The organism is Vibrio sp. HM8-C (assembly GCF_058630515.1).
In genome coordinates this window covers 53,987-77,523 of sequence record NZ_JBMMKS010000017.1, presented here as the reverse complement: position 1 = coordinate 77,523, position 23,537 = coordinate 53,987, and the positions used below count along the sequence as shown (strand labels likewise).

Annotated in this window: 29 protein-coding genes; 15 read left to right on the top strand and 14 right to left on the bottom strand. The window is 43.6% G+C overall.

Annotated features, from left to right (window positions below; translation table 11 throughout):
• Positions 1-3 precede the first annotated feature (3 nt).
• The 6 genes from ibaG to mlaF are packed head-to-tail and all read right to left on the bottom strand — an operon-like array spanning position 4 to position 3,297.
• A complete protein-coding gene (gene ibaG, locus ACOSVQ_RS17510) occupies positions 4-258 on the bottom strand; it encodes a BolA family iron metabolism protein IbaG (protein ID WP_042485365.1) in 255 nt (84 codons plus the stop codon).
• On the bottom strand, positions 251-580 hold the full coding sequence (locus ACOSVQ_RS17505) for an STAS domain-containing protein (protein ID WP_491983740.1): 330 nt from the start codon (positions 578-580) through the stop codon (positions 251-253). Before ACOSVQ_RS17505 ends, ibaG begins: the two co-directional genes overlap by 8 nt.
• On the bottom strand, positions 577-1,215 hold the full coding sequence (locus ACOSVQ_RS17500; protein ID WP_491983739.1) for an ABC transporter substrate-binding protein: 639 nt from the start codon (positions 1,213-1,215) through the stop codon (positions 577-579). The genes ACOSVQ_RS17505 and ACOSVQ_RS17500 overlap by 4 nt, the downstream gene beginning before the upstream one ends.
• A 3-nt stretch (positions 1,216-1,218) precedes the next feature.
• Positions 1,219-1,710 (bottom strand): outer membrane lipid asymmetry maintenance protein MlaD, encoded by a 492-nt coding sequence (mlaD, locus tag ACOSVQ_RS17495; protein ID WP_491983738.1) that lies wholly within the window; start codon positions 1,708-1,710, stop codon positions 1,219-1,221.
• Positions 1,711-1,712: 2 nt separating this feature from the next.
• Complete coding sequence (gene mlaE, locus ACOSVQ_RS17490) at positions 1,713-2,504, bottom strand: lipid asymmetry maintenance ABC transporter permease subunit MlaE (RefSeq protein WP_491983737.1); 792 nt, start codon at positions 2,502-2,504, stop codon at positions 1,713-1,715.
• Positions 2,494-3,297: a phospholipid ABC transporter ATP-binding protein MlaF gene (gene mlaF, locus ACOSVQ_RS17485; RefSeq protein ID WP_491983736.1), complete on the bottom strand. Its 804-nt coding sequence runs from the start codon at positions 3,295-3,297 to the stop codon at positions 2,494-2,496. The genes mlaE and mlaF overlap by 11 nt, the downstream gene beginning before the upstream one ends.
• Positions 3,298-3,624: 327 nt before the next feature.
• On the opposite strand from mlaF, the gene ACOSVQ_RS17480 reads away from it, so the two are divergent.
• The 12 genes from ACOSVQ_RS17480 (at position 3,625) to mgtE (ending at position 12,913) form a co-directional block, all read left to right on the top strand.
• Positions 3,625-4,590, top strand: a complete 966-nt coding sequence (locus ACOSVQ_RS17480) for a calcium/sodium antiporter (protein ID WP_491983735.1) — start codon at positions 3,625-3,627, stop codon at positions 4,588-4,590.
• 12 nt (positions 4,591-4,602) lie between these two features.
• Entirely contained in the window at positions 4,603-5,577 is a 975-nt protein-coding gene (locus tag ACOSVQ_RS17475; protein ID WP_491983734.1) for a KpsF/GutQ family sugar-phosphate isomerase, read from the top strand.
• Complete coding sequence (kdsC, locus tag ACOSVQ_RS17470) at positions 5,577-6,134, top strand: 3-deoxy-manno-octulosonate-8-phosphatase KdsC (protein WP_491983733.1); 558 nt, start codon at positions 5,577-5,579, stop codon at positions 6,132-6,134. The genes ACOSVQ_RS17475 and kdsC overlap by 1 nt, the downstream gene beginning before the upstream one ends.
• Entirely contained in the window at positions 6,131-6,694 is a 564-nt protein-coding gene (gene lptC, locus ACOSVQ_RS17465) for an LPS export ABC transporter periplasmic protein LptC (RefSeq protein WP_491983732.1), read from the top strand. The genes kdsC and lptC overlap by 4 nt, the downstream gene beginning before the upstream one ends.
• On the top strand, positions 6,675-7,172 hold the full coding sequence (gene lptA / locus ACOSVQ_RS17460) for a lipopolysaccharide transport periplasmic protein LptA (RefSeq protein ID WP_491983731.1): 498 nt from the start codon (positions 6,675-6,677) through the stop codon (positions 7,170-7,172). Before lptC ends, lptA begins: the two co-directional genes overlap by 20 nt.
• A gap of 2 nt (positions 7,173-7,174) precedes the next feature.
• Entirely contained in the window at positions 7,175-7,900 is a 726-nt protein-coding gene (lptB, locus tag ACOSVQ_RS17455; protein WP_042485337.1) for an LPS export ABC transporter ATP-binding protein, read from the top strand.
• Between the two features lie 43 nt (positions 7,901-7,943).
• Positions 7,944-9,407, top strand: a complete 1,464-nt coding sequence (locus ACOSVQ_RS17450; RefSeq protein ID WP_491983730.1) for an RNA polymerase factor sigma-54 — start codon at positions 7,944-7,946, stop codon at positions 9,405-9,407.
• Positions 9,408-9,430: 23 nt separating this feature from the next.
• Positions 9,431-9,718 (top strand): ribosome hibernation promoting factor, encoded by a 288-nt coding sequence (hpf, locus tag ACOSVQ_RS17445; RefSeq protein ID WP_491983729.1) that lies wholly within the window; start codon positions 9,431-9,433, stop codon positions 9,716-9,718.
• A 2-nt stretch (positions 9,719-9,720) separates the two neighbouring features.
• On the top strand, positions 9,721-10,173 hold the full coding sequence (gene ptsN / locus ACOSVQ_RS17440) for a PTS IIA-like nitrogen regulatory protein PtsN (protein WP_491983728.1): 453 nt from the start codon (positions 9,721-9,723) through the stop codon (positions 10,171-10,173).
• 9 nt (positions 10,174-10,182) lie between these two features.
• Positions 10,183-11,043, top strand: coding sequence for an RNase adapter RapZ (rapZ, locus tag ACOSVQ_RS17435; protein WP_102941125.1), 861 nt, complete (start codon positions 10,183-10,185; stop codon positions 11,041-11,043).
• 10 nt (positions 11,044-11,053) lie between these two features.
• Positions 11,054-11,332: an HPr family phosphocarrier protein gene (locus tag ACOSVQ_RS17430; protein WP_491983727.1), complete on the top strand. Its 279-nt coding sequence runs from the start codon at positions 11,054-11,056 to the stop codon at positions 11,330-11,332.
• 225 nt (positions 11,333-11,557) lie between these two features.
• Positions 11,558-12,913: a magnesium transporter gene (gene mgtE, locus ACOSVQ_RS17425; RefSeq protein WP_491983726.1), complete on the top strand. Its 1,356-nt coding sequence runs from the start codon at positions 11,558-11,560 to the stop codon at positions 12,911-12,913.
• 112 nt (positions 12,914-13,025) lie between these two features.
• On the opposite strand, the gene pmbA is transcribed toward mgtE, so the two are convergent.
• Positions 13,026-14,369, bottom strand: a complete 1,344-nt coding sequence (gene pmbA, locus ACOSVQ_RS17420; RefSeq protein WP_491983725.1) for a metalloprotease PmbA — start codon at positions 14,367-14,369, stop codon at positions 13,026-13,028.
• 120 nt (positions 14,370-14,489) lie between these two features.
• Here pmbA and yjgA point away from each other — a divergent pair, with 120 nt between their 5' ends.
• Positions 14,490-15,020: a ribosome biogenesis factor YjgA gene (yjgA, locus tag ACOSVQ_RS17415; protein WP_491983724.1), complete on the top strand. Its 531-nt coding sequence runs from the start codon at positions 14,490-14,492 to the stop codon at positions 15,018-15,020.
• 55 nt (positions 15,021-15,075) lie between these two features.
• Here the strand turns inward: yjgA and thiQ are convergent, their stop codons facing one another.
• The 5 genes from thiQ to mpl all read right to left on the bottom strand — a co-directional run bounded on the left by thiQ (position 15,076) and on the right by mpl (position 20,633).
• On the bottom strand, positions 15,076-15,780 hold the full coding sequence (gene thiQ / locus ACOSVQ_RS17410; protein ID WP_491983723.1) for a thiamine ABC transporter ATP-binding protein: 705 nt from the start codon (positions 15,778-15,780) through the stop codon (positions 15,076-15,078).
• Positions 15,774-17,372, bottom strand: coding sequence for a thiamine/thiamine pyrophosphate ABC transporter permease ThiP (gene thiP, locus ACOSVQ_RS17405; RefSeq protein ID WP_491983759.1), 1,599 nt, complete (start codon positions 17,370-17,372; stop codon positions 15,774-15,776). Before thiP ends, thiQ begins: the two co-directional genes overlap by 7 nt.
• Before the next feature lie 29 nt (positions 17,373-17,401).
• Complete coding sequence (thiB, locus tag ACOSVQ_RS17400; RefSeq protein ID WP_491983722.1) at positions 17,402-18,400, bottom strand: thiamine ABC transporter substrate binding subunit; 999 nt, start codon at positions 18,398-18,400, stop codon at positions 17,402-17,404.
• A gap of 239 nt (positions 18,401-18,639) precedes the next feature.
• Positions 18,640-19,260, bottom strand: coding sequence for a flavin prenyltransferase UbiX (locus ACOSVQ_RS17395; protein ID WP_491983721.1), 621 nt, complete (start codon positions 19,258-19,260; stop codon positions 18,640-18,642).
• A gap of 14 nt (positions 19,261-19,274) precedes the next feature.
• Positions 19,275-20,633 carry a UDP-N-acetylmuramate:L-alanyl-gamma-D-glutamyl-meso-diaminopimelate ligase gene (mpl, locus tag ACOSVQ_RS17390; protein ID WP_491983720.1) on the bottom strand — a complete coding sequence of 453 codons (1,359 nt, stop codon included), beginning with the start codon at positions 20,631-20,633 and terminating at the stop codon, positions 19,275-19,277.
• 260 nt (positions 20,634-20,893) lie between these two features.
• On the opposite strand from mpl, the gene fbp reads away from it, so the two are divergent.
• The gene (gene fbp / locus ACOSVQ_RS17385) at positions 20,894-21,904 is read left to right on the top strand and encodes a class 1 fructose-bisphosphatase (protein WP_491983719.1); all 1,011 of its coding nucleotides are present in this window, start codon (positions 20,894-20,896) and stop codon (positions 21,902-21,904) included.
• A 255-nt stretch (positions 21,905-22,159) separates the two neighbouring features.
• Positions 22,160-22,690 carry an inorganic diphosphatase gene (gene ppa, locus ACOSVQ_RS17380; RefSeq protein WP_042485295.1) on the top strand — a complete coding sequence of 177 codons (531 nt, stop codon included), beginning with the start codon at positions 22,160-22,162 and terminating at the stop codon, positions 22,688-22,690.
• Between the two features lie 65 nt (positions 22,691-22,755).
• Here the strand turns inward: ppa and ACOSVQ_RS17375 are convergent, their stop codons facing one another.
• Both ACOSVQ_RS17375 and ACOSVQ_RS17370 read right to left on the bottom strand, forming a co-directional pair.
• Entirely contained in the window at positions 22,756-23,091 is a 336-nt protein-coding gene (locus ACOSVQ_RS17375; protein WP_491983718.1) for a DUF2799 domain-containing protein, read from the bottom strand.
• Between the two features lie 93 nt (positions 23,092-23,184).
• Positions 23,185-23,532 (bottom strand): gamma-glutamylcyclotransferase family protein, encoded by a 348-nt coding sequence (locus tag ACOSVQ_RS17370; RefSeq protein ID WP_491983717.1) that lies wholly within the window; start codon positions 23,530-23,532, stop codon positions 23,185-23,187.
• Positions 23,533-23,537 lie beyond the last annotated feature (5 nt).

Here is a 23,537-nt window from a genome sequence, read left to right as displayed (position 1 = left end):
ACCTTAAAGTGACATCAATTTTTTATCGCGAGCCCACTCTGCTGGCGTGAACGCTTTAATAGAAACGGCGTGAACGTCGTTGCGCTTAATATATTCCATTAATGGTCCATATATTAGCTGTTGTTTCTTCACACGGCTCATTGATTCAAAGCATTCATCCACGGCGATCACTTCGTAGTGACTACCTTCACCTTTACAGTGGATCTCTTGAAGGTTGAGTGCCTGATCTAAGATTTCTTTAAGTTGTGTGCTATCCACAATTCACCCCGTTGGAAATTTGTATATGTTGAGCCATCAACTCATCAACGTTGCTCAACTGAAACAGTGTGCGCAGTTGGTCTGGCACAAAGCTGAGCATTATATGACAATTTCGTTTTTTTGCATGCTCTATTAGGTGAATCAACATCACCATCCCAGCAGAATCAATACGTTCAACGTTCTGTAAAGAGACTTCAAACTGAGCTGTTTCTGGTTGCCAGTGCTGCAAAGATTGCCATAAGAGCGGCACCTTATCACGATCGAGCGCTCCGGTCAGCTTCGCAATACTCGAATTCATCATCTGCCATTGCGGATGCATCATTGTGTCTTGCTCTCAAATCGAATCGGTTGTTGAGACAAATCTTGCAGTTCTTTCGCCACGGCTAAAATACCTTCTTGGCGAATTTTGCCATTCCATTCCGATTGCTTGCTGGATAAGAAACTGATCCCTTCAGCAATCATATCGAAAGCTTTCCAATCGCCAGATTTCTCTTTGCGCAGCTTAAATTCCAACTTTATGTTTGGGCGTGGCGCATCCACAATATCCACTTTAATACTTGAAATACGACGGTCATCTTCAAGCTGCGGTTCAGGTCCAAACTCAATTTCTTGAGTGGTATATTGAGTCAAAACCTGAGCGTAGTTCGTTACCAAGTAAGCTCTAAAAGCAGCCACAAACTCACCAACATCTTCTCTTTTAGCCCCTTTCAAATTAGGGCCAAGCAGTTTCAAAGCTGCATATTGATCATTGATATAAGGCATTAACTCTTCTTCAACGATCACTTTTAGATAATCTGGATTTTCTTGAATCTTTGGTTGCTCAGCTTTCAAACGGCCAAATGATTGTTCAGCCACTTGTTTCATCATTTTGTATGGATCAGTACGGTCAATTTCTTGAGCGTTTACTGTCCACGACAAGAGCAATACCAAAAATGTGGTGACATAACGTTTCAACATGGTTTACTCCTCGCTTGCCTTACTTTCCGAGCCGCCTACGCTATACAAAACTTGGCCAATTAAGTCTTCTAGGATTAATGCAGACTTTGTATCTTCAATCAGATCGCCATCTTTCAACATCTCTTCGTCTTCAAAAACAAAGCCAGGAATTAAGCTGACGTACTGTTCACCAATGAGTCCAGAGGTCAATATATGTAAGCTCGAGTTATCTGGAAATTGATCATATTGACTATCAATTGCCATTGTCACAACAGGTAGCAAACTGCTCTTATTCAATACAATAGATGAAACTCGGCCAACAACCACCCCGCCCACTTTGACTGGTGCACGTACTTTTAAGCTACCAATATTGTCAAACTCAGCTCGGAGGGAATAAGTATCGTTTGATCCCAGACCTTTCACGTCAGCGACTTGAAAAATCATTACCAGAATTGCGCAAATCCCCGCTAGCACAAAACTTCCTACCCAAAATTCTAGTTTACGTGTCTGTTGCATGATTAGTTCCCAAACATCAATGCAGTCAATACAAAGTCTAGCCCCAATACAGCTAGAGACGAATGCACAACAGTTCTTGTCGTTGCTCGACTGATCCCTTCCGAAGTTGGAACCGCGTCATACCCATTGAACAGTGAAATCCAAGTGACTGTAATGGCAAACACCACACACTTGATCAAACTGTTACCAATATCTTCACCTAACTCAACCGATGCCTGCATCGTTGACCAGAAACTTCCGTGATCAATGCCTTTCCATTCAACACCAACCAACTGACCGCCCCAAATACCAACGGCCATGAAAATCATCGCAAGTAGTGGCATAGAAATCAGACCGGCCCACAATCTGGGAGCTATCACGCGCTTGAGAGGATCAACTGCCATCATTTCTAAACTGGAGATCTGCTCAGTCGCTTTCATTAAACCAATTTCTGCAGTTAATGCTGAACCCGCACGCCCTGCGAATAAAAGAGCAGTAACAACCGGACCAAGTTCACGCAGCAATGAAAGCGCCACCATTTGACCTAAACTGGTTTCCGCCCCGTAATCAACAAGGATGACGTAACCTTGTAAACTCAGCACCATTCCTATAAACAAGCCAGACACAATGATAATGGCTAATGATTGGACACCAATGCTATATAACTGTTTAACGAGAAGTGGAAAGTTTTTGATGGGATGTGGTCGCCCAAACAAGGCTCCGAAGACCATTAGACTTGCTCGTCCAAATGATTCGCACATGGCAAAAAAACGACGCCCAAGCTGGCTAACCCATTGAGAAAAATCAGCCAACATGAAAAAGGTCCTTTTCGATTGGTTGAACAGGATAGCGGAACGGTACAGGTCCATCCGCATCACCATTTAAGAATTGTTGTACACGAGGATCTTCAGCTTTATACAAATCTTCTGGTGTACCTTGAGCGATGACTTTCCCTTCGGCCAGCAGATATACCCAATCGGCAATACTCATCACTTCAGGCACATCATGAGAAACCACAACGGACGTCACGCCTAGTGCTTGATTCAAATTGCGAATCAGTTCCACGAGTACGCCCATAGTAATAGGATCTTGGCCAACAAATGGTTCATCATACATGATGAGTTCAGGGTCTAAAGCAATAGCACGAGCGAGTGCCGCTCTTCGTGCCATCCCTCCAGACAATTCACTAGGCATAAGTTCAGCCGCACCACGCAGGCCTACCGCTTCCAGTTTGAGTAATACCAATGTGCGGATTAACGATTCATCGAGTTCGGTATGTTCGCGAATTGGGAAAGCAACGTTATCGAATACGTTAAGGTCAGTAAACAGTGCGCCAGACTGAAACAACATGCTCATTTTCTTACGAGCTTTGTACAGTTTACTGCGACTTAAAGTGGGAATGTTACTTCCGTCAAACCATATTTCACCTTTTTCAGGATACAGTTGACCACCGATAAGCCGTAAAAGCGTTGTTTTCCCAATTCCTGAAGGTCCCATGATTGCGGTAATTTTACCTTTAGGGACGTGAAGGCTGATGTCATCAAAAATGATACGGTTAGCTCGGGAAAAGGTTAGATTGTTTATAGTGACTAAGTCAGTGTTAGACATACTGGCTGTTCGCTGCTGCAAGGTTCTCATCCATGTGATAAGCCATAATAAGCATATTCATCCCAAATTAAAAGCACTGTTCAATTACCTTTACATTGAAACCAAATTAAGACTTTAGTTCCACTTTTATCGGTCAATTTATTGATAAAACACTCATCTTTTCGTTTACATCAAGCGTAGGAGCAAATTTTCAATTGCTCTACATTTGTATACAACTTTGCTTTGGAATAAGAACAATAAATTGGAACTTCGGCTTCCCTTTTCCCCATCAAAGCGTCAAAATCGGCGGTTAAACATTTTAGTCGCTGGTTAAGTATAGGAATCCCCATGATCGAAGCTGTTGCGTTTCTTATTGTAGGTCTAATCATTTTAGTTTGGAGCGCCGATAAATTGGTCTTCGGTTCTGCAGCATTAGCACGCAACTTCGGTATCTCGCCACTTGTTATCGGTATGACGATTCTGGCAATGGGTTCATCCGCTCCAGAAATGATGGTATCAGCGACAGCAGCTCTAAATGGAAAAACCGACACGGCTGTTGGTAACGTATTAGGTTCCAATATTGCCAATATTGCATTAATTCTCGGTATTACCGCTTTAATCAAACCACTTTCGATCAGTTCGCCTGTTCTTCGAAGAGAATTCCCATTAATGATAGCGGTGACGCTGTTAGCGGGTGCTATCATGTGGAATAACCACTTGGGCTTCTATGAAGGCGTATTACTGTTTGCTCTTTTCGGTGTGTTTATCTTAGCGATGCTAAAAATTAGCCGCAATGAACAAAAGAATGGCGACCTACTTCTTGAAGAGCAAGAGTCAGAAGTACCTGAAGGCGTGAGCAATCCGAAAGCAGCGATGTGGATTGTTATTGGTCTTATTCTGCTGCCAATTTCAGCAGGTCTACTGGTTGATAATGCCGTGATTATCGCCAAGTATTTTGGCATGAGTGACCTTGTTATCGGTTTAACTATCATTGCCGTGGGAACCAGCCTTCCAGAGCTTGCAGCATCAGTAGCTGGGGTTCTAAAAGGTGAAGATGATATGGCTGTTGGCAATATAGTCGGATCTAACGTATTCAATATTTTGGCAGTGATGGGTATTCCTGGAATTTTAAATCCGTCAATGCTTAGCGAGCATGCTATGGGAAGAGACTTTTGGGTAATGCTCGGCGTATCTCTTTTGCTTGTAGTGATGGCTTTAGGTAAATCTCGCAGTATTAATCGAATTGAAGCCACGATTCTTTGTCTAACCTTTTTGGCGTACCAAAGTTATCTCTTTATGAACATGGCAGCGTAATTGGAGCGTAATATGTCTAACCACTTTGACTACCGCAGTGTTGCTCAGCAAGTGCTGACAACGGAAATCGAAGCACTACAACAGCTAGACCAATACATAAATGAAGATTTTAGCCGCGCATGCGACATGATACTAGACAACAAAAACGGCAAAGTTGTGGTGATGGGGATTGGTAAATCCGGTCATATTGGTAAAAAAATAGCAGCAACATTTGCAAGTACCGGTACTTCAGCTTTTTTTGTTCATCCTGGTGAAGCCTCACACGGCGATTTAGGCATGATTGAGCAAGGCGACATTGTACTGACGATCTCTAATTCTGGGGAATCAGCGGAAATTCTCTCGCTATTTCCTGTGCTGAAGCGACTAAACAACCGCATTATCAGTATGACAGGCAATCCTCAGTCAAATATGGCGAAACTGTCTGATATTCATTTGCAAATTACAGTGCCGAAAGAGGCATGCCCACTTAGCTTAGCTCCGACATCTAGTACAACTGCCACACTCGTCATGGGTGATGCATTAGCTGTTGCGTTGATGCAAGCTCGTGGATTTACGGCAGAAGACTTTGCACTTTCTCATCCGGGTGGTGCACTTGGCCGTAAACTGCTGATGAAGTTGGCTGATATCATGCATTTCGGCGATGCTTTACCTAAAGTAAAACCAACGGCTTTAGTAAGAGAAGCACTGCTAGAAATTAGCCAAAAAGGCTTAGGCATGACGGCAGTAACAGATGAAGATGATCACTTAATCGGTATTTTCACCGACGGTGATTTGCGCCGAATCTTAGATAAGCGCATCGATATTCATACAGCAACAATCAGTGAAGTCATGACGAAAAACCCGACGGTTGCTTCTCCAAATCTGTTGGCGGTTGAAGGTTTAAATCTGATGCAAGACAAGCGCATTAACGGCTTACTACTCGTCGAAGAAGGAAAAGTTGTCGGTGCACTTAACATGCACGATTTACTAAAAGCAGGAGTGATGTAATGTCTCAAACTGTTGAAACCCTTTATGGCTCTGTCGATTCATCGATTCTTGCTATCGCAAAGGACATAAAACTGCTAATTTGCGATGTCGACGGCGTGTTTTCCGATGGCCTTGTTTATATGGGAAACGATGGTGAAGAGTTAAAAACTTTCCACACTCGTGATGGCTACGGCGTAAAATCGCTGATGAATGCAGGCATTGAAGTCGCTATCATCACCGGCCGTCAGTCAAAAATCGTTGAAAACCGAATGAATGCACTCGGTATAAAGCTCATCTACCAAGGCCAAGATGATAAAGTTAAGGCCTATCACGATATTCGCCAAAAATTGGCGATCAAGCCAGAGCATACAGGCTATATTGGTGATGACTTAATAGATTGGCCAGTAATGGAAAAAGTAGCGCTCAGAGTATGTGTGGCCGATGGGCACCCTCTACTAGTTAAACGCGCTAACTATGTAACAACAATCAACGGTGGACGTGGCGCAGTTCGTGAAGTTTGTGATTTGATTCTACAAGCACGTAATGAGTTGGACGTTCATAAAGGCTTAAGTATATGAGTTTGTCTCGTATTCTTTATACGATACTATTTTTTGTCGCTTCATGGTCTGCTTACTACCTGTTCGACAAGGAACAAACTGCTGATATTCAAGTAGCTCCTAACATGGAACTACCGATGTTTAGCGGAATGAATTTAGATAACGTCTCTTACAACGAAAGCGGTGTGAGAAGTTATGTGATCACATCGACACATTTGGATCACTATGCCAAAAGCGGCAATACCATTTTTGATGCTCCGATATTAAAAATCTATCGCGAAGGAACCGATCAAGAGTGGGAGATCACAGCAAAGCGCGGTATTTTAGCTAAAGATAACGTCTTAACGCTGTATGATGATGTTATCGTGAAGAATTTACTCGACGATTCTGGTTTTGATAAGCTCACGACCACAAGAATGAGCATTCATCTCAAGAATCGTGATTTTTGGGCTGACAATCAGGTTGATTTGAACGGTCCTCAATTTGAAACAAATGGACAGGCGATGAAAGGTAACTTTGGTGACCATTCGGCTGTGCTTTATAACCATGTACAAGGTAGATATGAAACTCTCACACCTTAGTCTTATTGCTTGCTTACTGACTTCTGGTCAGGCTCTGGCTCTATCAACTGACAGCCAGCAACCTGTGTACATTGATTCTGATAGCCAACAGTTAGATATGAAAAGTAACCGTGTTACTTTTGTTGGCGATGTGAAGCTTAAACAGGGCAGTATTAATATCAATGCTGATAAGTTGATCGTTATTCGTGATGCAAAAACCGGACAAATAGAAGAAATAGAAGGCTATGGTGATGTAGCTACTTTTTCTCAGCTCACCGATGATGGTAAAACCCTGTACGGGGAAGCGAAAGAACTGTATTACAAAATGGCTGCAGATGAATTAACGATGATAGAAAAAGCCCTGTTGTCTCAAGACGACAGTGAGATTCGTGGTAATAAAATTCGTTACCAGATTTCATCGCAAAAACTTATTGCTGACAGCAACGGGGGCGGACGCGTTTCCACTGTTCTTCAGCCACAAGCAGCATCAAAAGAATAACTATGGCGATCCTAAAAGCAGAACATTTAGCGAAAAGCTACAAGAAACGAAAAGTCGTCTCTGATGTAAGCCTAAAAGTAGAATCCGGCCAAATCGTTGGACTACTTGGCCCAAACGGCGCAGGCAAAACAACTTCGTTCTACATGATTGTAGGTCTGGTTGCTCGAGACGAAGGTACGATTAGTATTGATGACAAAGACATCAGTATTTTGCCAATGCACAGTCGCTCTCGCATGGGTATCGGTTATTTGCCACAAGAAGCATCTATCTTCCGCAAGCTATCAGTGGAAGATAACATCATGGCAGTACTACAAACTCGCGAGGAGCTGAGCAGAGAAGAGCGTCAAGATAAATTGGAAGACCTGCTCGACGAATTCCACATTCAACATATCCGTAGCAGTGCTGGTATGGCATTGTCCGGTGGTGAACGTCGACGCGTAGAAATTGCTCGAGCCCTAGCTGCAAACCCTCAATTCATCTTATTGGATGAACCGTTCGCAGGTGTTGACCCAATTTCCGTTATCGACATTAAGAAAATCATTGAGCATTTAAGAGATCGCGGACTGGGAGTCCTGATCACCGACCACAACGTCCGAGAAACCTTGGATGTATGTGAAAAGGCTTATATTGTAAGTCAAGGGCAGCTCATCGCTGAAGGAACGCCGCAAGAAGTACTGAACAACGAACAAGTTAAGCAGGTATATCTCGGTGAACAATTCCGTCTATGATTAAAATCATGGGCAATTCTAACAACAAGGTAGTCGTTACTGAATGAAACCCTCATTACAGCTCAAGTTAGGCCAACAGTTAGCTATGACACCACAGTTGCAACAAGCGATTCGCTTATTGCAATTGTCCACACTCGATCTACAACAAGAGATCCAAGAAGCATTGGACTCAAATCCATTATTGGATGTTGAAGAACCAGGAGATGATTTGTCATCAGCAGAAAGCTTAACTAGCAGCCATGAGGAAAAAGACAACAGTACGGATATCCTAGATATAGAACCACAAGACAGCTCTGATTTGATTGAGAAATCTGAAATCAGTGTTGAGCTAGAAATCGATACCACTTGGGAAGATGTGTACAGTGCGAATACTGGTAGTACAGGTATTGCGTTAGATGACGATATGCCTATTTACCAAGGCGAAACAACACAAACTCTTCAAGATTACCTGTTGTGGCAACTCGATCTAACACCGTTTAGCGATAACGACCGCTCAATTGCACTCGCCCTTATCGATGCTATTGACGATTACGGCTACCTAACGGTTTCCCTAGAAGACATCCAAGAAAATTTCCACAGCGAAGAAATTGAATTGGACGAAATTGAGGCAGTACGAAAGCGAATTCAACAATTCGATCCTCTTGGCGTTGCCTCTCTAAACCTTCAAGACTGCCTGCTTTTACAATTGGCCACCTACCCTGAAGATACACCTTGGTTAGACAGTGCAAAACAGATACTGGCTAATCATATCGATCAACTTGGTAATCGCGATTACAAAGTCATATTGAAAGAGACTAAACTCAAAGAAGAAGACTTACGCGAAGTGCTTCAACTTATCCAACAGTTGGATCCACGACCAGGTAGCCGTATTGCTTCTGAGCATGCAGAGTACGTTATTCCTGATGTATCTGTGTATAAAGAGCATGGCAAATGGATTGTTACTATCAATCCAGATAGCGTTCCAAAATTGAAAGTGAACCAGCAGTACGCAAACCTTGGACGCGGTAACAGTGCTGAAAGCAACTATATCCGCACCAATTTGCAAGAGGCAAAATGGTTAATCAAAAGCTTAGAAAGTCGAAACGAGACTTTGCTCAAAGTTGCCAAATGCATAGTTGAACACCAACGTGATTTCTTCGAATATGGCGAAGAAGCCATGAAGCCGATGGTTCTAAATGACGTCGCTTTAGCAGTGGAAATGCATGAATCAACCATTTCACGTGTTACGACACAGAAATACATGCATACCCCACGAGGTATATTTGAACTGAAGTACTTTTTCTCTAGTCACGTCAGCACTGACAATGGTGGAGAATGTTCATCTACCGCGATTCGTGCACTGATCAAAAAACTGGTTGCTGCGGAAACCCCGGCAAAACCGTTGAGTGACAGTAAAATCGCGGCTCTACTTGCTGATCAGGGGATTCAGGTCGCAAGACGAACGATTGCGAAATACCGTGAATCTTTAGGGATTGCCCCCTCTAGTCAGCGTAAACGCCTACTTTAAGGCCAAACAGAGAAGGAAAGTCTATGCAAATCAATATCCAAGGCCATCACATTGATCTTACCGATTCAATGCAAGACTATGTTCACTCCAAATTCGAAAAACTAGAACGCTTTTTTGATCATATAAACAGCATTCAGGTGATTTTACGTGTTGAAAAATTGCACCAGATCGCCGAAGCTACGCTCCACGTAAATCAAGGGGAGATCCACGCCACTGCGGATGACGAAAACATGTACGCAGCGATAGATGGCCTGGTGGATAAACTCGTTAGACAACTCAACAAGCATAAAGAAAAGCTAAGTAGCCATTAATCATGCAATTAAGCGAAGTACTTTCATTGAGCTGCACAAAAAGTGCAGTTCAATGCTCTAGTAAAAAAAGAGCCCTCGAAATCATCAGCGAAATCGCTGCAGAATACACCGGTCAAAATGCCACAGAGTTATTTGAATGCATGCTCAGTCGTGAAAAAATGGGCAGTACAGGCATTGGTAATGGCATAGCCATTCCACATGCTCGAATGACATCAAGTGATAATGCAGTTGCTGTATTGGTTCAATGTGAAGAACCTATCGAATTTGATTCTATCGATAACCGCCCTGTTGACCTTCTATTTGCTCTTCTTGTTCCTGAAGAACAATGTAAAGAGCATTTGAAAACCCTTTCTTGCATGGCGGAACGTTTGAATGACAAACAAACATTGAAACAGCTTCGTAATGCACAAAGTGATGAAGAGCTATACAACATAATGGTTCAACAGCCACAGTAGGTATGCCTTATGCGTTTAATCGTTGTTAGCGGTCAATCTGGCGCAGGTAAAAGTGTTGCGTTAAGAGTTCTAGAAGACTTAGGTTATTACTGTGTTGATAACCTACCAGTGGTGCTGTTGGATTCATTTATCCAGTCTGTCCAAGGTAGCAAACAGAACGTAGCCGTTAGCATCGATATTCGTAACCTACCGAAAGAACCAACCTTAGTTGAAGATATCCTTCAGCAACTGAAACAAAATAATGATGTCAGTGTGCTGTTTCTAGATGCAAGCAAAGAAACGCTGCTCAAACGCTATAGCGAAACCCGACGCATCCATCCCCTATCTCTCAGTGACAAAAAACCAACATTAGAACAGGCCATTGAGCTTGAAAAACGTTTGTTGGAACCATTGAAAGAACAAGCTGATTTGCTGCTTGATAGCACAGGACAATCACTTCACGATTTAAGTGAAACGGTGAGAATGCGTATCGAAGGGCGAGAGCGTAAAGACCTTGTGATGGTTTTTGAATCTTTCGGGTTTAAATATGGTTTGCCAAGCGATGCTGACTATGTGTTTGATGTTCGCTTCTTACCAAATCCACACTGGCAGCCGGAGCTTCGACCACTGACAGGTCTGGACGCACCGATTAAATCATTTTTAGAAAGCCACAATGAAGTGCTTGAACTGAAGCAACAGATCCAACACTTTTTTGAACAATGGTTGCCTCTGCTTGAGAAAAACAATCGAAGCTATTTAACGATTGCGATTGGTTGTACAGGCGGAAAGCACCGTTCAGTCTATTTGACCCAGCAACTAGGGGAATACTTCTCTTTGTTAGGGCACCAAGTACAAATCCGCCATACGTCACTCGAAAAAAATCACTCATAGAGGATTCCCTATGCCACAAGCTAGCCGCACCGTTCTTATCCAAAATCGCCTTGGTTTACACGCTCGAGCGGCAGTCAAGCTAGTGGAGTTAGCTCAATCCTTTGATGCTGTGTTAACGATCCAAAGCCAAGAAGGTAAAGAAGCTACAGCCGATAGCGTCATGGGACTATTAATGCTTGAATCAGCCCAAGGTCAGAACGTGACTATTTCGGCAGAAGGTTCTCAAGCAGAACAAGCTTTAGATGCAGTTTGCCATCTGATTGAAGACAAGTTCGACGAGGAAGAATAACTTCCTCAGAGAAAATATCTGAACCATTTTGGATAAATTCAATCTATAAAATCTCCAATCTCAATAACTCCATCCACGACATGAATAGAATTAGCCTTTTCAATGTCAGGAGAAAGTTATACGCACACAAATAATTAATCTTTGCCAGCAAGTTACTATTAAATAAGACATAGAATTAAGTTAATATTCTGCGCATTGTAAGTATTCAATCACGAGGAGGAAGCCATGGCCGAGCAAATCGAGTTTGACCAAGCACATAACACCCTCCAAGAAATCACAGAAGCATTAGATAATGGTCGCTTCGTCCATGTCCGTAGACAACTACAAGACATGGAACCGGAAGATATTGCACACCTACTTGAAGCCTCGCCTCGCAAAGCACGTAATGTATTGTGGCAACTGACCGATCCTGAAGATTACGGTGAAATTCTTGATGAACTAAACGAAGACGTCAAAGATGCTTTAGTATCGAAAATGGCGCCGGAGAAGTTGGCAGAAGCCACAGAAGGCATGGACACCGATGATGTGGCCTACGTACTTCGTAGCTTACCTGACGATCTTTCTCGCGAAGTTCTTGCTCAAATGGATGCTGCGGATCGACATCGTGTCGAAACCGCGCTTTCTTATCCGGAAGATACCGCTGGCGGCTTGATGAACACCGACGTTATTACGATTCGTAGTGATGTTGATGTGGATGTTGTTTTACGTTACCTGAGAATGAAAGGTGAACTACCAGAAGCAACAGATGCGCTTTACGTTATCGATGACGAAAGTCGTTTAATTGGTCACCTATCTTTAACTGCGCTAATCACAGCTCAAGTCGATGTATCCGTCCGAGATATTATGGAAGACGCTGACGAAGCGATTAAAGTCGATACCAAAGATTCCGACATTGCGAGTTTGTTCGAACGTCGTAACTGGATTTCAGCCCCTGTTGTGGATGAGAACCAACACCTCGTCGGTCGTATTACCATCGATGACGTGGTTGACGTTATTCGTGAAGACGCTGAGCACTCAATGATGAGTATGGCAGGTATGGACGACGATGAAGATACCTTTGCTCCTGTAGTTAAGTCTGCGCGAAAACGCAGTATCTGGCTTGGTGCAAACGTGTTAGCCGCTCTAGCGGCAGCATCGGTATCGAACATGTTTGAAGCGACTCTCGATCAAATGGCAGCGATTGCCGTTTTGATGACCATCGTGCCCTCAATGGGTGGTGTGGCAGGCAACCAGACGGTAGCACTGGTGATTCGCGGTTTAGCTTTAGGTCACATCGGTGACAGTAACAAGCGCGAATTGCTACTCAAAGAAGCCTCTATCGGCTTTTTAAACGGTATTCTGTGGGCACTGATCATTGGTGCTATTGTCGTGGCATGGAAAGGAGAATGGATGCTAGGTGGCATTATCTCTGCCGCGATGATGACCAATCTCTTTGTTGCAGGCGTCGCTGGCGTAATGATTCCGGTCATTCTGAAGAAGATGAACATCGACCCAGCCTTAGCTGGCGGTATGGCACTCACAACCATCACTGACGTCGTCGGACTATCCGTATTTTTAGGTTTAGCTACCCTTTTTATCTGAAGGGACGGTTTATCTGAAAGACTTGTTTATCTGAAAAACAAACATGAAAAAAGCGCTGATATTTCATCAGCGCTTTTTGTATCTCAATGTCTCGTTCTGAAATGTAAATTGGCTATTCGCCAGCCACTTTCATCGATTCTAGTAAAATAGAACCTGTTTGGATTTGCGAACGAGTCTCTACATCGCTACCCACAGCCACAATCTGATTGAACATATCTTTCAGATTGCCAGCAATAGTAATTTCAGAAACAGGGTATTGAATCACACCGTTTTCAACCCAGAAACCTGCAGCTCCACGGGAATAGTCACCAGTAACAACGTTAACACCTTGCCCCATCACTTCTGTAACTAGCAGACCAGTACCTAGCTCTTTTAGCATTTGCTCAAAATTCTGACCAGTCGATTTCACGAAGCAGTTGTGAATTCCACCAGCATGACCTGTCGGTGTCATACCCATTTTTCTTGCCGCATAGCTAGTCAGAAGGTAAGTAGACAACACACCATCAGTGATGATTTCTGTATCAACAGTTCTCACCCCTTCACTGTCAAACGGGCTTGAAGCAAGGCCGCGTAGGATATGAGGACGCTCAGACACATTAAACCAGCTTGGTAGAATTTGTTTTCCTAAGTGGTCAAGCAAGAACGATGACTTACGGTATAAGTTGCCGCCACTGATCGCCATTACTAGATGCCCTAATAAGCCTGTCGCAACATCTGCAGCAAACATAACAGGGAATTTTCCTGTTTTAAGTTTTTGCGCATCCAATCGGCTAACGGTTTTCTCCGCCGCTTCTTTACCAACCAATTCAGGCGCCCATAAATCATCACAATGGCGTGCAACCGTATAGCTGTAATCGCGCTCCATCTCGCCATTTTTACCTTCGCCAATCACGCAACAGCTGATGCTGTGTCGGCTAGATGCGTAACTGCCCAATAAGCCATGGCTGTTACCATACACTTTAACGCCATAGTGACTGTCATAGCTTGCACCATCACTTTGCTTAATTCTGTCGCTAGCATTCAGTGCCGCTTGTTCAGCGGCAATGGCAATCTTGGCGGCGCTGTCTGGATCAATCGCATTTGGGTGGAATAGATCTAAATCAGGGATCTCTTTGACCATCATTTCTTTAGGTGCTGGTCCAGAGTATGGGTCTTCTGAAGTGTATTTCGCGATATCCAATGCAGCTAATACCGTTTGCTGAATTGCTTTCTCACTTAGGTCAGAGGTAGAAGCACTGCCTTTGCGCTGCCCACGATAGACTGTGATACCTAAAGCACCATCACTATTAAATTCAACGTTCTCTACTTCACACATACGAGTAGAAACACTTAATCCTGTGCTCTTTGTAATGGCAACTTCAGCAGCATCTGCACTGGCTGATGCCATCTCTAAAGCCTTAGCTACTGCGGCTTCAAGTTCGGTGCGCTGCATAGCGACTTGCTGTTTTACATCCATATCTCATCCAACTATTGAGCTTTCGAAATAATTACTTAGCTATAGAGTAACAAGAATTTCGCTTTCTCCCCACGATTCTTGCTAAAATAGCTGACATATACACCTCAATAGTTGAAGAAAATGGCACGTAAAAACCAAAAAGCTCCTTGGGAAGAGGAAGAGGAGATCATTTGGGTTAGTAAAACCGAAATGAAAAATGACATGACTGCGCTGCAAAAGCTCGGTGAAGAACTGGTTGGTTTGAAATCATCACAGTTATCAAAAATCCCGATGCCTGAAGATCTGCTACTGGCGATCAAAGATGCGCAACGTTTCAACATGGAAGCTAGACGTCGTCAACTGCAATACATCGGTAAAATGATGCGTACCATCGATCCTGAGCCAATCCAAGCGGCACTGGACAAGTTACGTAACAAGCACTCACAAAATACAGCGGTATTACACAAACTTGAACAGATGCGTGACCGTATCGTTGAGCAAGGTGATGACGCAATTAACGACGCAATGGACTTATATCCAGATATGGATCGCCAGCGTCTACGTCAATTAGCTCGCCAAGCGAAGAAAGAGAAAGAAGGCAACAAGCCACCAAAAGCTTCTCGTGAAATCTTCCAAGTGCTTAAAGAGCATAACGACACATCAATTTTGTAACTCTATTTGTTGTATTAAAAAGGCCTCACCAATGCTAATTGTGTGAGGCTTTTTATTATTCTCCGGCTCTAACAAAGTCGCTGAGCAGAGGATGAGGATGCGACGATGAAAGGGCTGCTACTTGGTCAAAAACTTGCACTTTCCCTTCAGCCAAAAAAGCGAAATGTGAGGCTATCGCTCTAGCGTCACTCAAATGGTGAGTCACCATGACCACCGTAATATTTCGCTCAGCGGCTAAGCGTTTTACCAAATTGAGCATTTCTTCACGTAACAACGGATCTAATGCCGAGAATGGTTCATCGAGCAACCAAATCGGATGAGGTTGCACAAAGCAGCGAGCAAGTGCCACCCTTTGTCGTTGCCCACCAGAGAGACTTTGTGGAAGGCGATTTAAATACTCATCCACTCCGACTTGTTTTGCGGCGGTATCAACAAGCGCTTTCTGTTGAGCGGTTAATTTCAAGCTTGGATTTAATCCGAGCGCGATATTTTCACGCACAGTCAGATGAGCAAACAAATTGTGTTCTTGGAACAGCATCGAAAATGGGCGTTGATAAGATTCCTTACCTAGAAGCGACTCTTCTGATACACGCATTTCACCACTGTTAGGTTCGATGAATCCTGCAACTAAACTGAGTAGTGTTGATTTACCAGCACCACTAGGTCCCATCAAAGACACGATAGCGCCTTGAGGCACATTCAGAGAAAACTCAAACCACTCATTGTGATATTCATAACGTACGTTTTCTAAAACTAACATTCACGACCTCGAGAAGAATGAGCAATAAACAGTTTTTCAATCACAGCAAAACAACCAACGCTCATGATGAGTAATGTCAGTGACACCACCGCAGCTGATCCCATTTGATAGCTGCCAAGCAGTTGGAACAAATACAGTGGCAGTGTTCTGAAATCTTGACTCCCGAACAGTGCGATTGCACTAAGGTCACCCATTGAAAGCAGAAAACTGATGGCAAAAGCATGCGCTATTGGCTTACTCAGCGCTTTTCCTTCAATCAACTTTATCCGATGCCATCCGCGAATGCCTAACGATGCACAAAGAAACTGATATTGCTGTTCAATGTGCAGCATAGGTTGAGCTAGCGTTTTGAGAACATAAGGCAGCGCCATCAAAGCATTCACCGCCACGACAACCCAAAACGCAAAACTAAATGCATCGGTAAAGCTACGCAGCAGCAAGAATAGTCCGGTACTCACCACCAATCCCGGCGTCACCAAAATGATGGTTCCTGTTAACTCAAGCGCGGTTGCTTTTGTTGTTTGATAACGGATACGCCAAAATCTTGTTGTGATGAGAATGGCGATCCCAGCTATCAAAGCAAACAATGAAGCCAGTAAAGCTACCTGTATGGATGCTGAAAACGCGTACCAGAATTTGCTATCAGTTAATACTGCATAAGCCTGCGTATTAATGCCGCTTAACACCACCATTAGCAAAGGTGGAACGACAAGCGCAATAACAAACAGTATCCATGTCCAATCCCAACAACGTGCTTTGAATGAATCTCGACTAATAAAGTGTGAAGTCGCGACATTACCCGCCGTTACAGCAACTGGCTTAGCCAGTTGCTGAATCGACAAATACAAAATGCTGCACAAAATGATCTGCCACAGTGCCAGCAGCGCCCCCGCTTGAAGATCGAAATCAAACTTGATCGCTTGGTAGATAGCAAGCTCTATGGTGGTTGACTTAGGTCCTCCTCCCAGAGCCATCACAGTGGCAAAACTGGTGAAGCACAACATAAACACTAATCCACAAACATGTGGCAACTGTTGACGAAGGCGGGGCCACTCCACCCAACGAAACTTATGCCAGTGGCTCATTCCCAAATGTGCGCAGAGCTTATGTTGCTCTTCAGGAATCGATTCCAATGCTTGCAGCAATAAGCGACTCGCATAAGGTAAGTTGAAAAAGAAATGCGCAAGTAAAATGCCGTTTAATCCATAAATGGAAAATGGCAGCTTCAGTTCAAACCACCCCAGTACCTCAGCTAATATTCCGCTGTTGCCATATATCGCCAATAGTCCGAACACACCAACTAAAACAGGTAGCACAAGTGTGGTTGCGAAGAGTTTGATAAGCAGACTTCTGCCCCAAAAACGTCTTCGATATAACGCATGGGCAACTGGAATCGCAAATCCAACGCTCAGCAACATAGAGAGACTCGCTTGGTAAAAACTAAACTGAGTCACATGGCGATAAAACGGATCTTGCCAAACCTGCACAAAGTTCAGGCTAGGCGCATGAAGAAGCAAAGCACAAAGTGCAGAAATGACAAAGGTCGCGACGGCTATCGCGACCCCAATGCCAATTTTAGGAACAGTGTTCAAACTCACTCAAACCTTAAAAACTGTATACATTAGAACGTTAGAGCATTTTGCCATTCACGAATCCAAGCTTTACGCTCTTGGGCTACTTCTGTTGCACTAAAGCTTAAAGATTTTTGTGGAACAGACAATGAATCATAGCCTTCTGGCAATTCAGTATTGGTCACTGGGTACATCCAGTTCCCAGTTGGAATCACTGATTGGAAATCATTGCTCAAAATGAAACTCATGAATTCATCGGCAAGTTTTTGATGCTGACTGCTTTTAACCTTAGCCGCTACTTCAACCTGCATATAATGACCTTCTGCAAAATCAGCGGTAGCAAAACGTGCGTCATTTTCCGCAATCAGGTGATAAGCCGGAGAAGTCGTGTACGACAACACCAAATCTGATTCACCTTTTAAGAACATTGAATAAGACTCGGACCAACCTTTGGTTACCGTTACCGTTTTCTTCGCTAGCTGTTTCCATGCATCAGTAGCTTTATCACCATAGACAGATTTCATCCACAGCAACAGACCTTGGCCCGGAGTTGAAGTACGCGGATCCTGATAAATAACTTTTAGATCATCGCGGCTTTCAACCAACTCTTTTAAGCTTTTTGGCGGATTCGCCAGTTTCTCTTTGTTGTAAACAAATGCGAAGTAACCATAGTCATAAGGGACAAAAGTATCGTCGCTCCAACCATTTGGTACTTGAAGTGATTTGGTGTCCACGGCATGTGAAGCTAACAAACCCGTTTGTTTCGCTTCGACCATAAGGTTGTTATCTAAACCTAATACGATGTCTGCTTTGGTTTTATCGCCCTCTAAACGCAGACGGTTCAAGATAGAAACACCATCATCCAGAGCGACAAAATTCAAATCGCAGCCACATTGTGCTTCAAATGCTTTTTCAATAGCAGGACCTGGTCCCCACTCTGCAGCGAATGAGTCATAGGTATAGACAGTTAGCGTGTTATCGGCAGCGCTAGATGATGTGGTAATAAACGATAAAGTTGCCAAAGCAATGGCAGAAAGTTTGATGTTCAAGGCTCGCTCTCCTCAGAGCTGACAGGCTTGAGGGAGGACAAGAATAATCCGTGATTCGGTTATAACATTCCCAACTCAATTCCTACGCCAGCATTATCTGGTTCAGGTAAATACCACTATTAAAATAATAATGGACTGCGGGTCCCAAGCTCAGCTTGATCTCAGCGCCATTCATTTGATGAATGGTTAGCCCCCCGTGAGTAACGTGGATTGTAAATGTAAACGTGTAGATATGCTACTTATATGCGCTGGTCATACCCCCAGCGCGGCACAAGAGTTTGCTCAATACCTAAATGATCCAAAATTCGAGCGACCATAAAATCAATCAGATCATCAATAGATTTAGGCTGATGATAGAAACCCGGAGCAGCAGGCATAATGGTGACACCCATTTGCGATAACTTGTGCATGTTCTCTAGATGCAAAGTAGAGAATGGCGTTTCTCGCACCACTAACAGTAATTGTCCGCGCTCTTTCATTACCACATCAGCCGCTCTCTCAATAAGATTGTCCGACATGCCGTGTGCAATAGCCGCAACACTGCCCGTAGAACAAGGACAAACAATCATCTGTTTTGGCGCAGCTGAACCTGAAGCGACTGGCGAGAACCAATCCTCTTTACCGCAAACAATCAGTTTGTTTGCATCACACTGCAAATGCTCAACTAACGCCGCTTTCGCAGCTTCAGGGCCACTAGGCAATTTGAGGTTGTGCTCCGTTGCGAGTACAACGCGTGCAGCAGAGGATATCAGCAGATACACGGTATAATCTGCCGCGAGTAAGCATTGCAGCAAACGTAGACCATAGGGTGCACCTGACGCTCCCGTCCACGCTAATGTAATTGCTTTTGTTGGGTTCATATCATTCAAACTCTTTACTGTTTTGCTTTTAGTGCAGCAAGCAATTTATCGTGAATACCGTTAAAGCCGCCGTTGCTCATCACCAAAATTTGGTCACCAGCTTGTGCTTCAGCGCAAATCATCGCAACGAACTCATCAATATTATCGCTAACCTGAGCGGGTTGTGCACACTGCTCTGCTACGTCTGTCACCGACCAAGGAATTGTGGCTGGCTGGAACAAATAAACTGAATCAGCAGCATGGAGCGACTGCGCAAGAGTTTCTTTGTGCACACCAAGCTTCATTGTGGCAGAGCGCGGTTCTAAGACAGCAATGATCTTCTTTTCACCTACTTTATTTCGCAAGCCATCTAAAGTCAGTTCAATCGCTGTTGGATGATGTGCAAAATCGTCATACACAGCCACCCCAGCAGCTTCACCTTTCAGCTCTAAGCGACGTTTGGTGTTAATAAAATGCCCTAACGCTTCACAAGCTAAATCTGGAGTCACTCCCACATGTCTTGCTGCAGCAATTGCCATAAGAGCGTTGCTGACGTTGTGATCACCGACTAAATCCCAGTTCACCGTACCAACGCGTGTGTTTTTAAATAAAACATGGAATTGAGAACCATCTTTGGTGATTTTTTCTGCTTGCCACTCCGCATTGTCACCACTGAACTCTGTTTCACTCCAACAACCACGCTGTAAAACATCCTTTAATGCTTCGTCTTGCACAGGTGCAAAGATACGACCATTGCCAGGAACGGTTCTCACTAAATGATGAAATTGACGCTTGATCGCCTCAAGATTATCGAAGATGTCAGCATGATCGAACTCCAAGTTATTCATAACTAGTGTTCTTGGATGGTAATGAACGAACTTAGAACGCTTATCGAAAAAAGCACTGTCGTATTCATCAGCTTCCACAACGAAAAACATGCTTTCACCTAAACGAGCAGAGATACCAAAGTTGCCCAGTACACCACCAACAAGGAAGCCCGGTTGATATCCGCAGTGTTCAAGTACCCATGTCAACATGCTGGATGTGGTCGTTTTTCCGTGTGTACCCGATACGGCTAATACCCAGCGGTCATGCAGAAGGAACTCTTGTAGCCACTGAGGACCTGAAACATAGCGCAAGTTGTTGTTAAGCACATATTCAACACAAGGGTTTCCACGACTCATAGCGTTGCCAACCACCACCAAATCAGGCTTTGGCTCAAATTGTGACGTATCAAAACCTTCAATAATTTCGATGCCTTGCGACTCAAGCATTGTGCTCATCGGTGGGTAAACATTGGCATCACTACCGGTAACTTTATGGCCTAATTGACGCGCTAACATCGCCACGCCCCCCATGAAAGTGCCACAAATTCCTAAGATATGAATATGCATAGAGCTTAATCTCTTCACGCTTTATTGTATTGGCTCCCATTATGCTCATTCGCATCGTAAAAGCGAGCATCGAAGATCAGAGCAATGTAATTTGTAATATGTCGACATAAAAAATGAGATCTCAAACAGTTAGTTCAGTACCCGTAAAAAGATAAAAGACCTAAACTCTTTGCGGGCGCGCGTGTCTATGAAGTTCCGTAAGAGAACACCTCACAGCCCCACTAAAATCCCCCCGAAAAATATAGTGTTAAGGAAATAACATGTCTGAGATGCGCACCCTTGGTGAGTTCATTGTTGAGAAACAACACGACTTCCCCCATGCAAGTGGTGAACTATCCTCCTTACTGGCTTCTATTCGTCTAGCGGCAAAGATTGTAAACAGAGAAATCAACAAGGCTGGTCTTGCTGATATCACTGGTGCATCTGGTCAAGACAATGTGCAAGGTGAAGAGCAGCAAAAACTAGATGTTTATGCCAACGACAAATTTAAAGCAGCATTAGAAGCTCGTGACCAAGTTTGTGGTGTAGCAAGTGAAGAGGAAGATGAAGCAGTAGCCTTCAATAAGGACCTAAATAAAAACGCAAAATACGTCGTTTTGATGGATCCTCTAGACGGCTCATCAAACATTGATGTGAACGTGTCGGTTGGTACTATTTTCTCAATTTACCGCCGCATCTCTCCAGTTGGAGGTCCACCAACGGCTGAAGATTTCTTACAACCAGGCCACAAACAAGTTGCCGCTGGTTACGTGATTTATGGCTCTTCAACCATGTTGGTTTATACCACAGGTAATGGTGTAAATGGCTTTACCTATGACCCTTCAATCGGTTCTTTCTGTTTGTCGCACGAAAATATGCGCATTCCTGAAAACGGCAAGATTTACTCGATCAACGAAGGTAACTACATTCGCTTCCCAACAGGTGTGAAAAAATACATCAAGTTCTGCCAAGAAAATGTGCCTGAAGACAATCGTCCATACACATCTCGTTATATCGGTTCTTTGGTAGCAGACTTCCACCGTAACCTGTTGAAAGGTGGTATCTACATGTACCCAAGTACTGAGAGCCACCCTAACGGCAAACTCCGTCTTCTTTACGAGTGCAATCCAATTGCATTCTTGATGGAACAAGCTGGCGGTATCGCCTCTGATGGTAAAAATCGCATTTTGGATCTCAAACCAACTGAGCTACACCAACGTGTACCTTTCTTTGTTGGTAGTCCGAATATGGTTAACAAAGTCGAAGAGTTTCTAGAGAATTACCCAGACTGATACCTATCACTTACAAAAAGCAATCACTTACAGAAAAGCGCCTCACATTGGCGCTTTTTTATCTCTCTTTCATCAGTCAATTACACAATTTTTAACCTACAATTGCATCAATTAGACTTAGGTTTGCTTGGGGATCGCCGCATTTGCGGGTAAACTCTAGCCTTTGCTATGCAGTGGCCGTTTATAGCCCACGCATAACATGTATAACAATAAGTCTTGATTCTTGAAGTCCGGCTAACGAAAAGGAAACCTTTAATGAGCTTAAACAATGTGCCAGCAGGCAAATCTCTTCCTGACGATATCTACGTTATCATCGAAATCCCAGCTAACGCAGATCCAATCAAATACGAAGTAGACAAAGATTCTGGCGCTGTATTCGTAGACCGTTTCATGTCTGCTCCTATGTTCTACCCATGTAACTACGGTTACGTGAACCACACTCTATCTCTAGATGGTGACCCAGTAGACGTATTGGTACCAACTCCATTCCCTCTAATGCCTGGTTCAGTAATTCGCTGCCGCCCAGTTGGCGTGCTTAAAATGAGCGATGAGTCTGGTGAAGATGCGAAAGTAATTGCTGTACCGCATGAAAAGCTATCTAAAGAATACAACCACATTCAAGATGTGAACGATCTACCTGAACTTCTAAAAGCACAAATCACTCACTTTTTCGAGCGTTACAAAGACCTTGAAGCAGGTAAATGGGTTAAAGTTGAAGGTTGGGAAGACGCAGCAGCAGCTCGCGAAGAGATCAAAACTTCATACGAACGTGCACAACAAAAATAATCGTTGTAAACGAATAATAGAAAAAGCCAGCTTATTGCTGGCTTTTTTATTGGCTGAAGAATGCATTAATCAGAAATGTCTACGCCGTGATCCCACCAAGTTCCTTCGATGTAAGCTGATCGAAAATCAGGGTTCACAGTGTCACAAACACCACGATAAGGACGTTGTAATTTACCAAGTTCAAAAGCATCTTGTTCGCAGTACTCTTGACGACCCAATTCATATCCTTGGGTGTACGCGCCATTGTCACCGCTGACTGAAGTCATTTGAATACGACCTGCCGCGCCTTCTTCATAACCGTATGCTTGCCAATCTGCTGATGTAAAAGATGTGGTATCAGGCTGTGCACTACAACCAGCAAGAATCGCTACTGCTACCGCTGCTAACCATTGCGTTTTCATGGGATATCTCCTTTATCAAGTAACCGTCTATATATTAGGTTTAACTAATGTATTTTTCCGTACTGTTACTGTAAAAGAGAGTAAAGCAATCCTTTACACTCGTTGACACCAGTCTCCAGAGTCAATGAGCGCCTCTTGTGAGGTCGATTCTTGATAGATATATATCCACGCAGTACCAAAAGGCGTTTCTATCGTATCTCGGCGATATTCCACCGGAACATCTTCCAAAATATCTAACTTTGCTAGTGTCTCTTCATCAATCAGATACACTTCACCAGAGATCGTATGATGCCCATCGACTAAGCCCGGATAAGGACCAAGGTCATAAAGAGCATACTCTGGCTTGGTAACATATTGGCCCAACAATTGACTATTCACCAAAAAGCTATGATTGCTTTCTCCTTGGCGTAAAGTGCCGTAAACAAAAACTAAATGTTGCACTCACT

Coding starts and splice junctions, on each gene's coding strand:
- ACOSVQ_RS17450 (WP_491983730.1), top strand. CDS start 7,944: ATGAAACCCTCATTACAGCTCAAGTTAGGCCAACAGTTAGCTATGACA.
- lptB (WP_042485337.1), top strand. CDS start 7,175: ATGGCGATCCTAAAAGCAGAACATTTAGCGAAAAGCTACAAGAAACGA.
- kdsC (WP_491983733.1), top strand. CDS start 5,577: ATGTCTCAAACTGTTGAAACCCTTTATGGCTCTGTCGATTCATCGATT.
- fbp (WP_491983719.1), top strand. CDS start 20,894: ATGTCTGAGATGCGCACCCTTGGTGAGTTCATTGTTGAGAAACAACAC.
- rapZ (WP_102941125.1), top strand. CDS start 10,183: ATGCGTTTAATCGTTGTTAGCGGTCAATCTGGCGCAGGTAAAAGTGTT.
- hpf (WP_491983729.1), top strand. CDS start 9,431: ATGCAAATCAATATCCAAGGCCATCACATTGATCTTACCGATTCAATG.
- mpl (WP_491983720.1), bottom strand. CDS start 20,633: ATGCATATTCATATCTTAGGAATTTGTGGCACTTTCATGGGGGGCGTG.
- ACOSVQ_RS17500 (WP_491983739.1), bottom strand. CDS start 1,215: ATGTTGAAACGTTATGTCACCACATTTTTGGTATTGCTCTTGTCGTGG.
- mgtE (WP_491983726.1), top strand. CDS start 11,558: ATGGCCGAGCAAATCGAGTTTGACCAAGCACATAACACCCTCCAAGAA.
- lptC (WP_491983732.1), top strand. CDS start 6,131: ATGAGTTTGTCTCGTATTCTTTATACGATACTATTTTTTGTCGCTTCA.
- yjgA (WP_491983724.1), top strand. CDS start 14,490: ATGGCACGTAAAAACCAAAAAGCTCCTTGGGAAGAGGAAGAGGAGATC.
- ACOSVQ_RS17375 (WP_491983718.1), bottom strand. CDS start 23,091: ATGAAAACGCAATGGTTAGCAGCGGTAGCAGTAGCGATTCTTGCTGGT.
- ptsN (WP_491983728.1), top strand. CDS start 9,721: ATGCAATTAAGCGAAGTACTTTCATTGAGCTGCACAAAAAGTGCAGTT.
- pmbA (WP_491983725.1), bottom strand. CDS start 14,369: ATGGATGTAAAACAGCAAGTCGCTATGCAGCGCACCGAACTTGAAGCC.
- ACOSVQ_RS17475 (WP_491983734.1), top strand. CDS start 4,603: ATGTCTAACCACTTTGACTACCGCAGTGTTGCTCAGCAAGTGCTGACA.
- mlaF (WP_491983736.1), bottom strand. CDS start 3,297: ATGTCTAACACTGACTTAGTCACTATAAACAATCTAACCTTTTCCCGA.
- ppa (WP_042485295.1), top strand. CDS start 22,160: ATGAGCTTAAACAATGTGCCAGCAGGCAAATCTCTTCCTGACGATATC.
- ACOSVQ_RS17430 (WP_491983727.1), top strand. CDS start 11,054: ATGCCACAAGCTAGCCGCACCGTTCTTATCCAAAATCGCCTTGGTTTA.
- thiQ (WP_491983723.1), bottom strand. CDS start 15,780: ATGTTAGTTTTAGAAAACGTACGTTATGAATATCACAATGAGTGGTTT.
- ACOSVQ_RS17395 (WP_491983721.1), bottom strand. CDS start 19,260: ATGAACCCAACAAAAGCAATTACATTAGCGTGGACGGGAGCGTCAGGT.
- mlaD (WP_491983738.1), bottom strand. CDS start 1,710: ATGCAACAGACACGTAAACTAGAATTTTGGGTAGGAAGTTTTGTGCTA.
- ACOSVQ_RS17505 (WP_491983740.1), bottom strand. CDS start 580: ATGATGCATCCGCAATGGCAGATGATGAATTCGAGTATTGCGAAGCTG.
- lptA (WP_491983731.1), top strand. CDS start 6,675: ATGAAACTCTCACACCTTAGTCTTATTGCTTGCTTACTGACTTCTGGT.
- mlaE (WP_491983737.1), bottom strand. CDS start 2,504: ATGTTGGCTGATTTTTCTCAATGGGTTAGCCAGCTTGGGCGTCGTTTT.
- ACOSVQ_RS17480 (WP_491983735.1), top strand. CDS start 3,625: ATGATCGAAGCTGTTGCGTTTCTTATTGTAGGTCTAATCATTTTAGTT.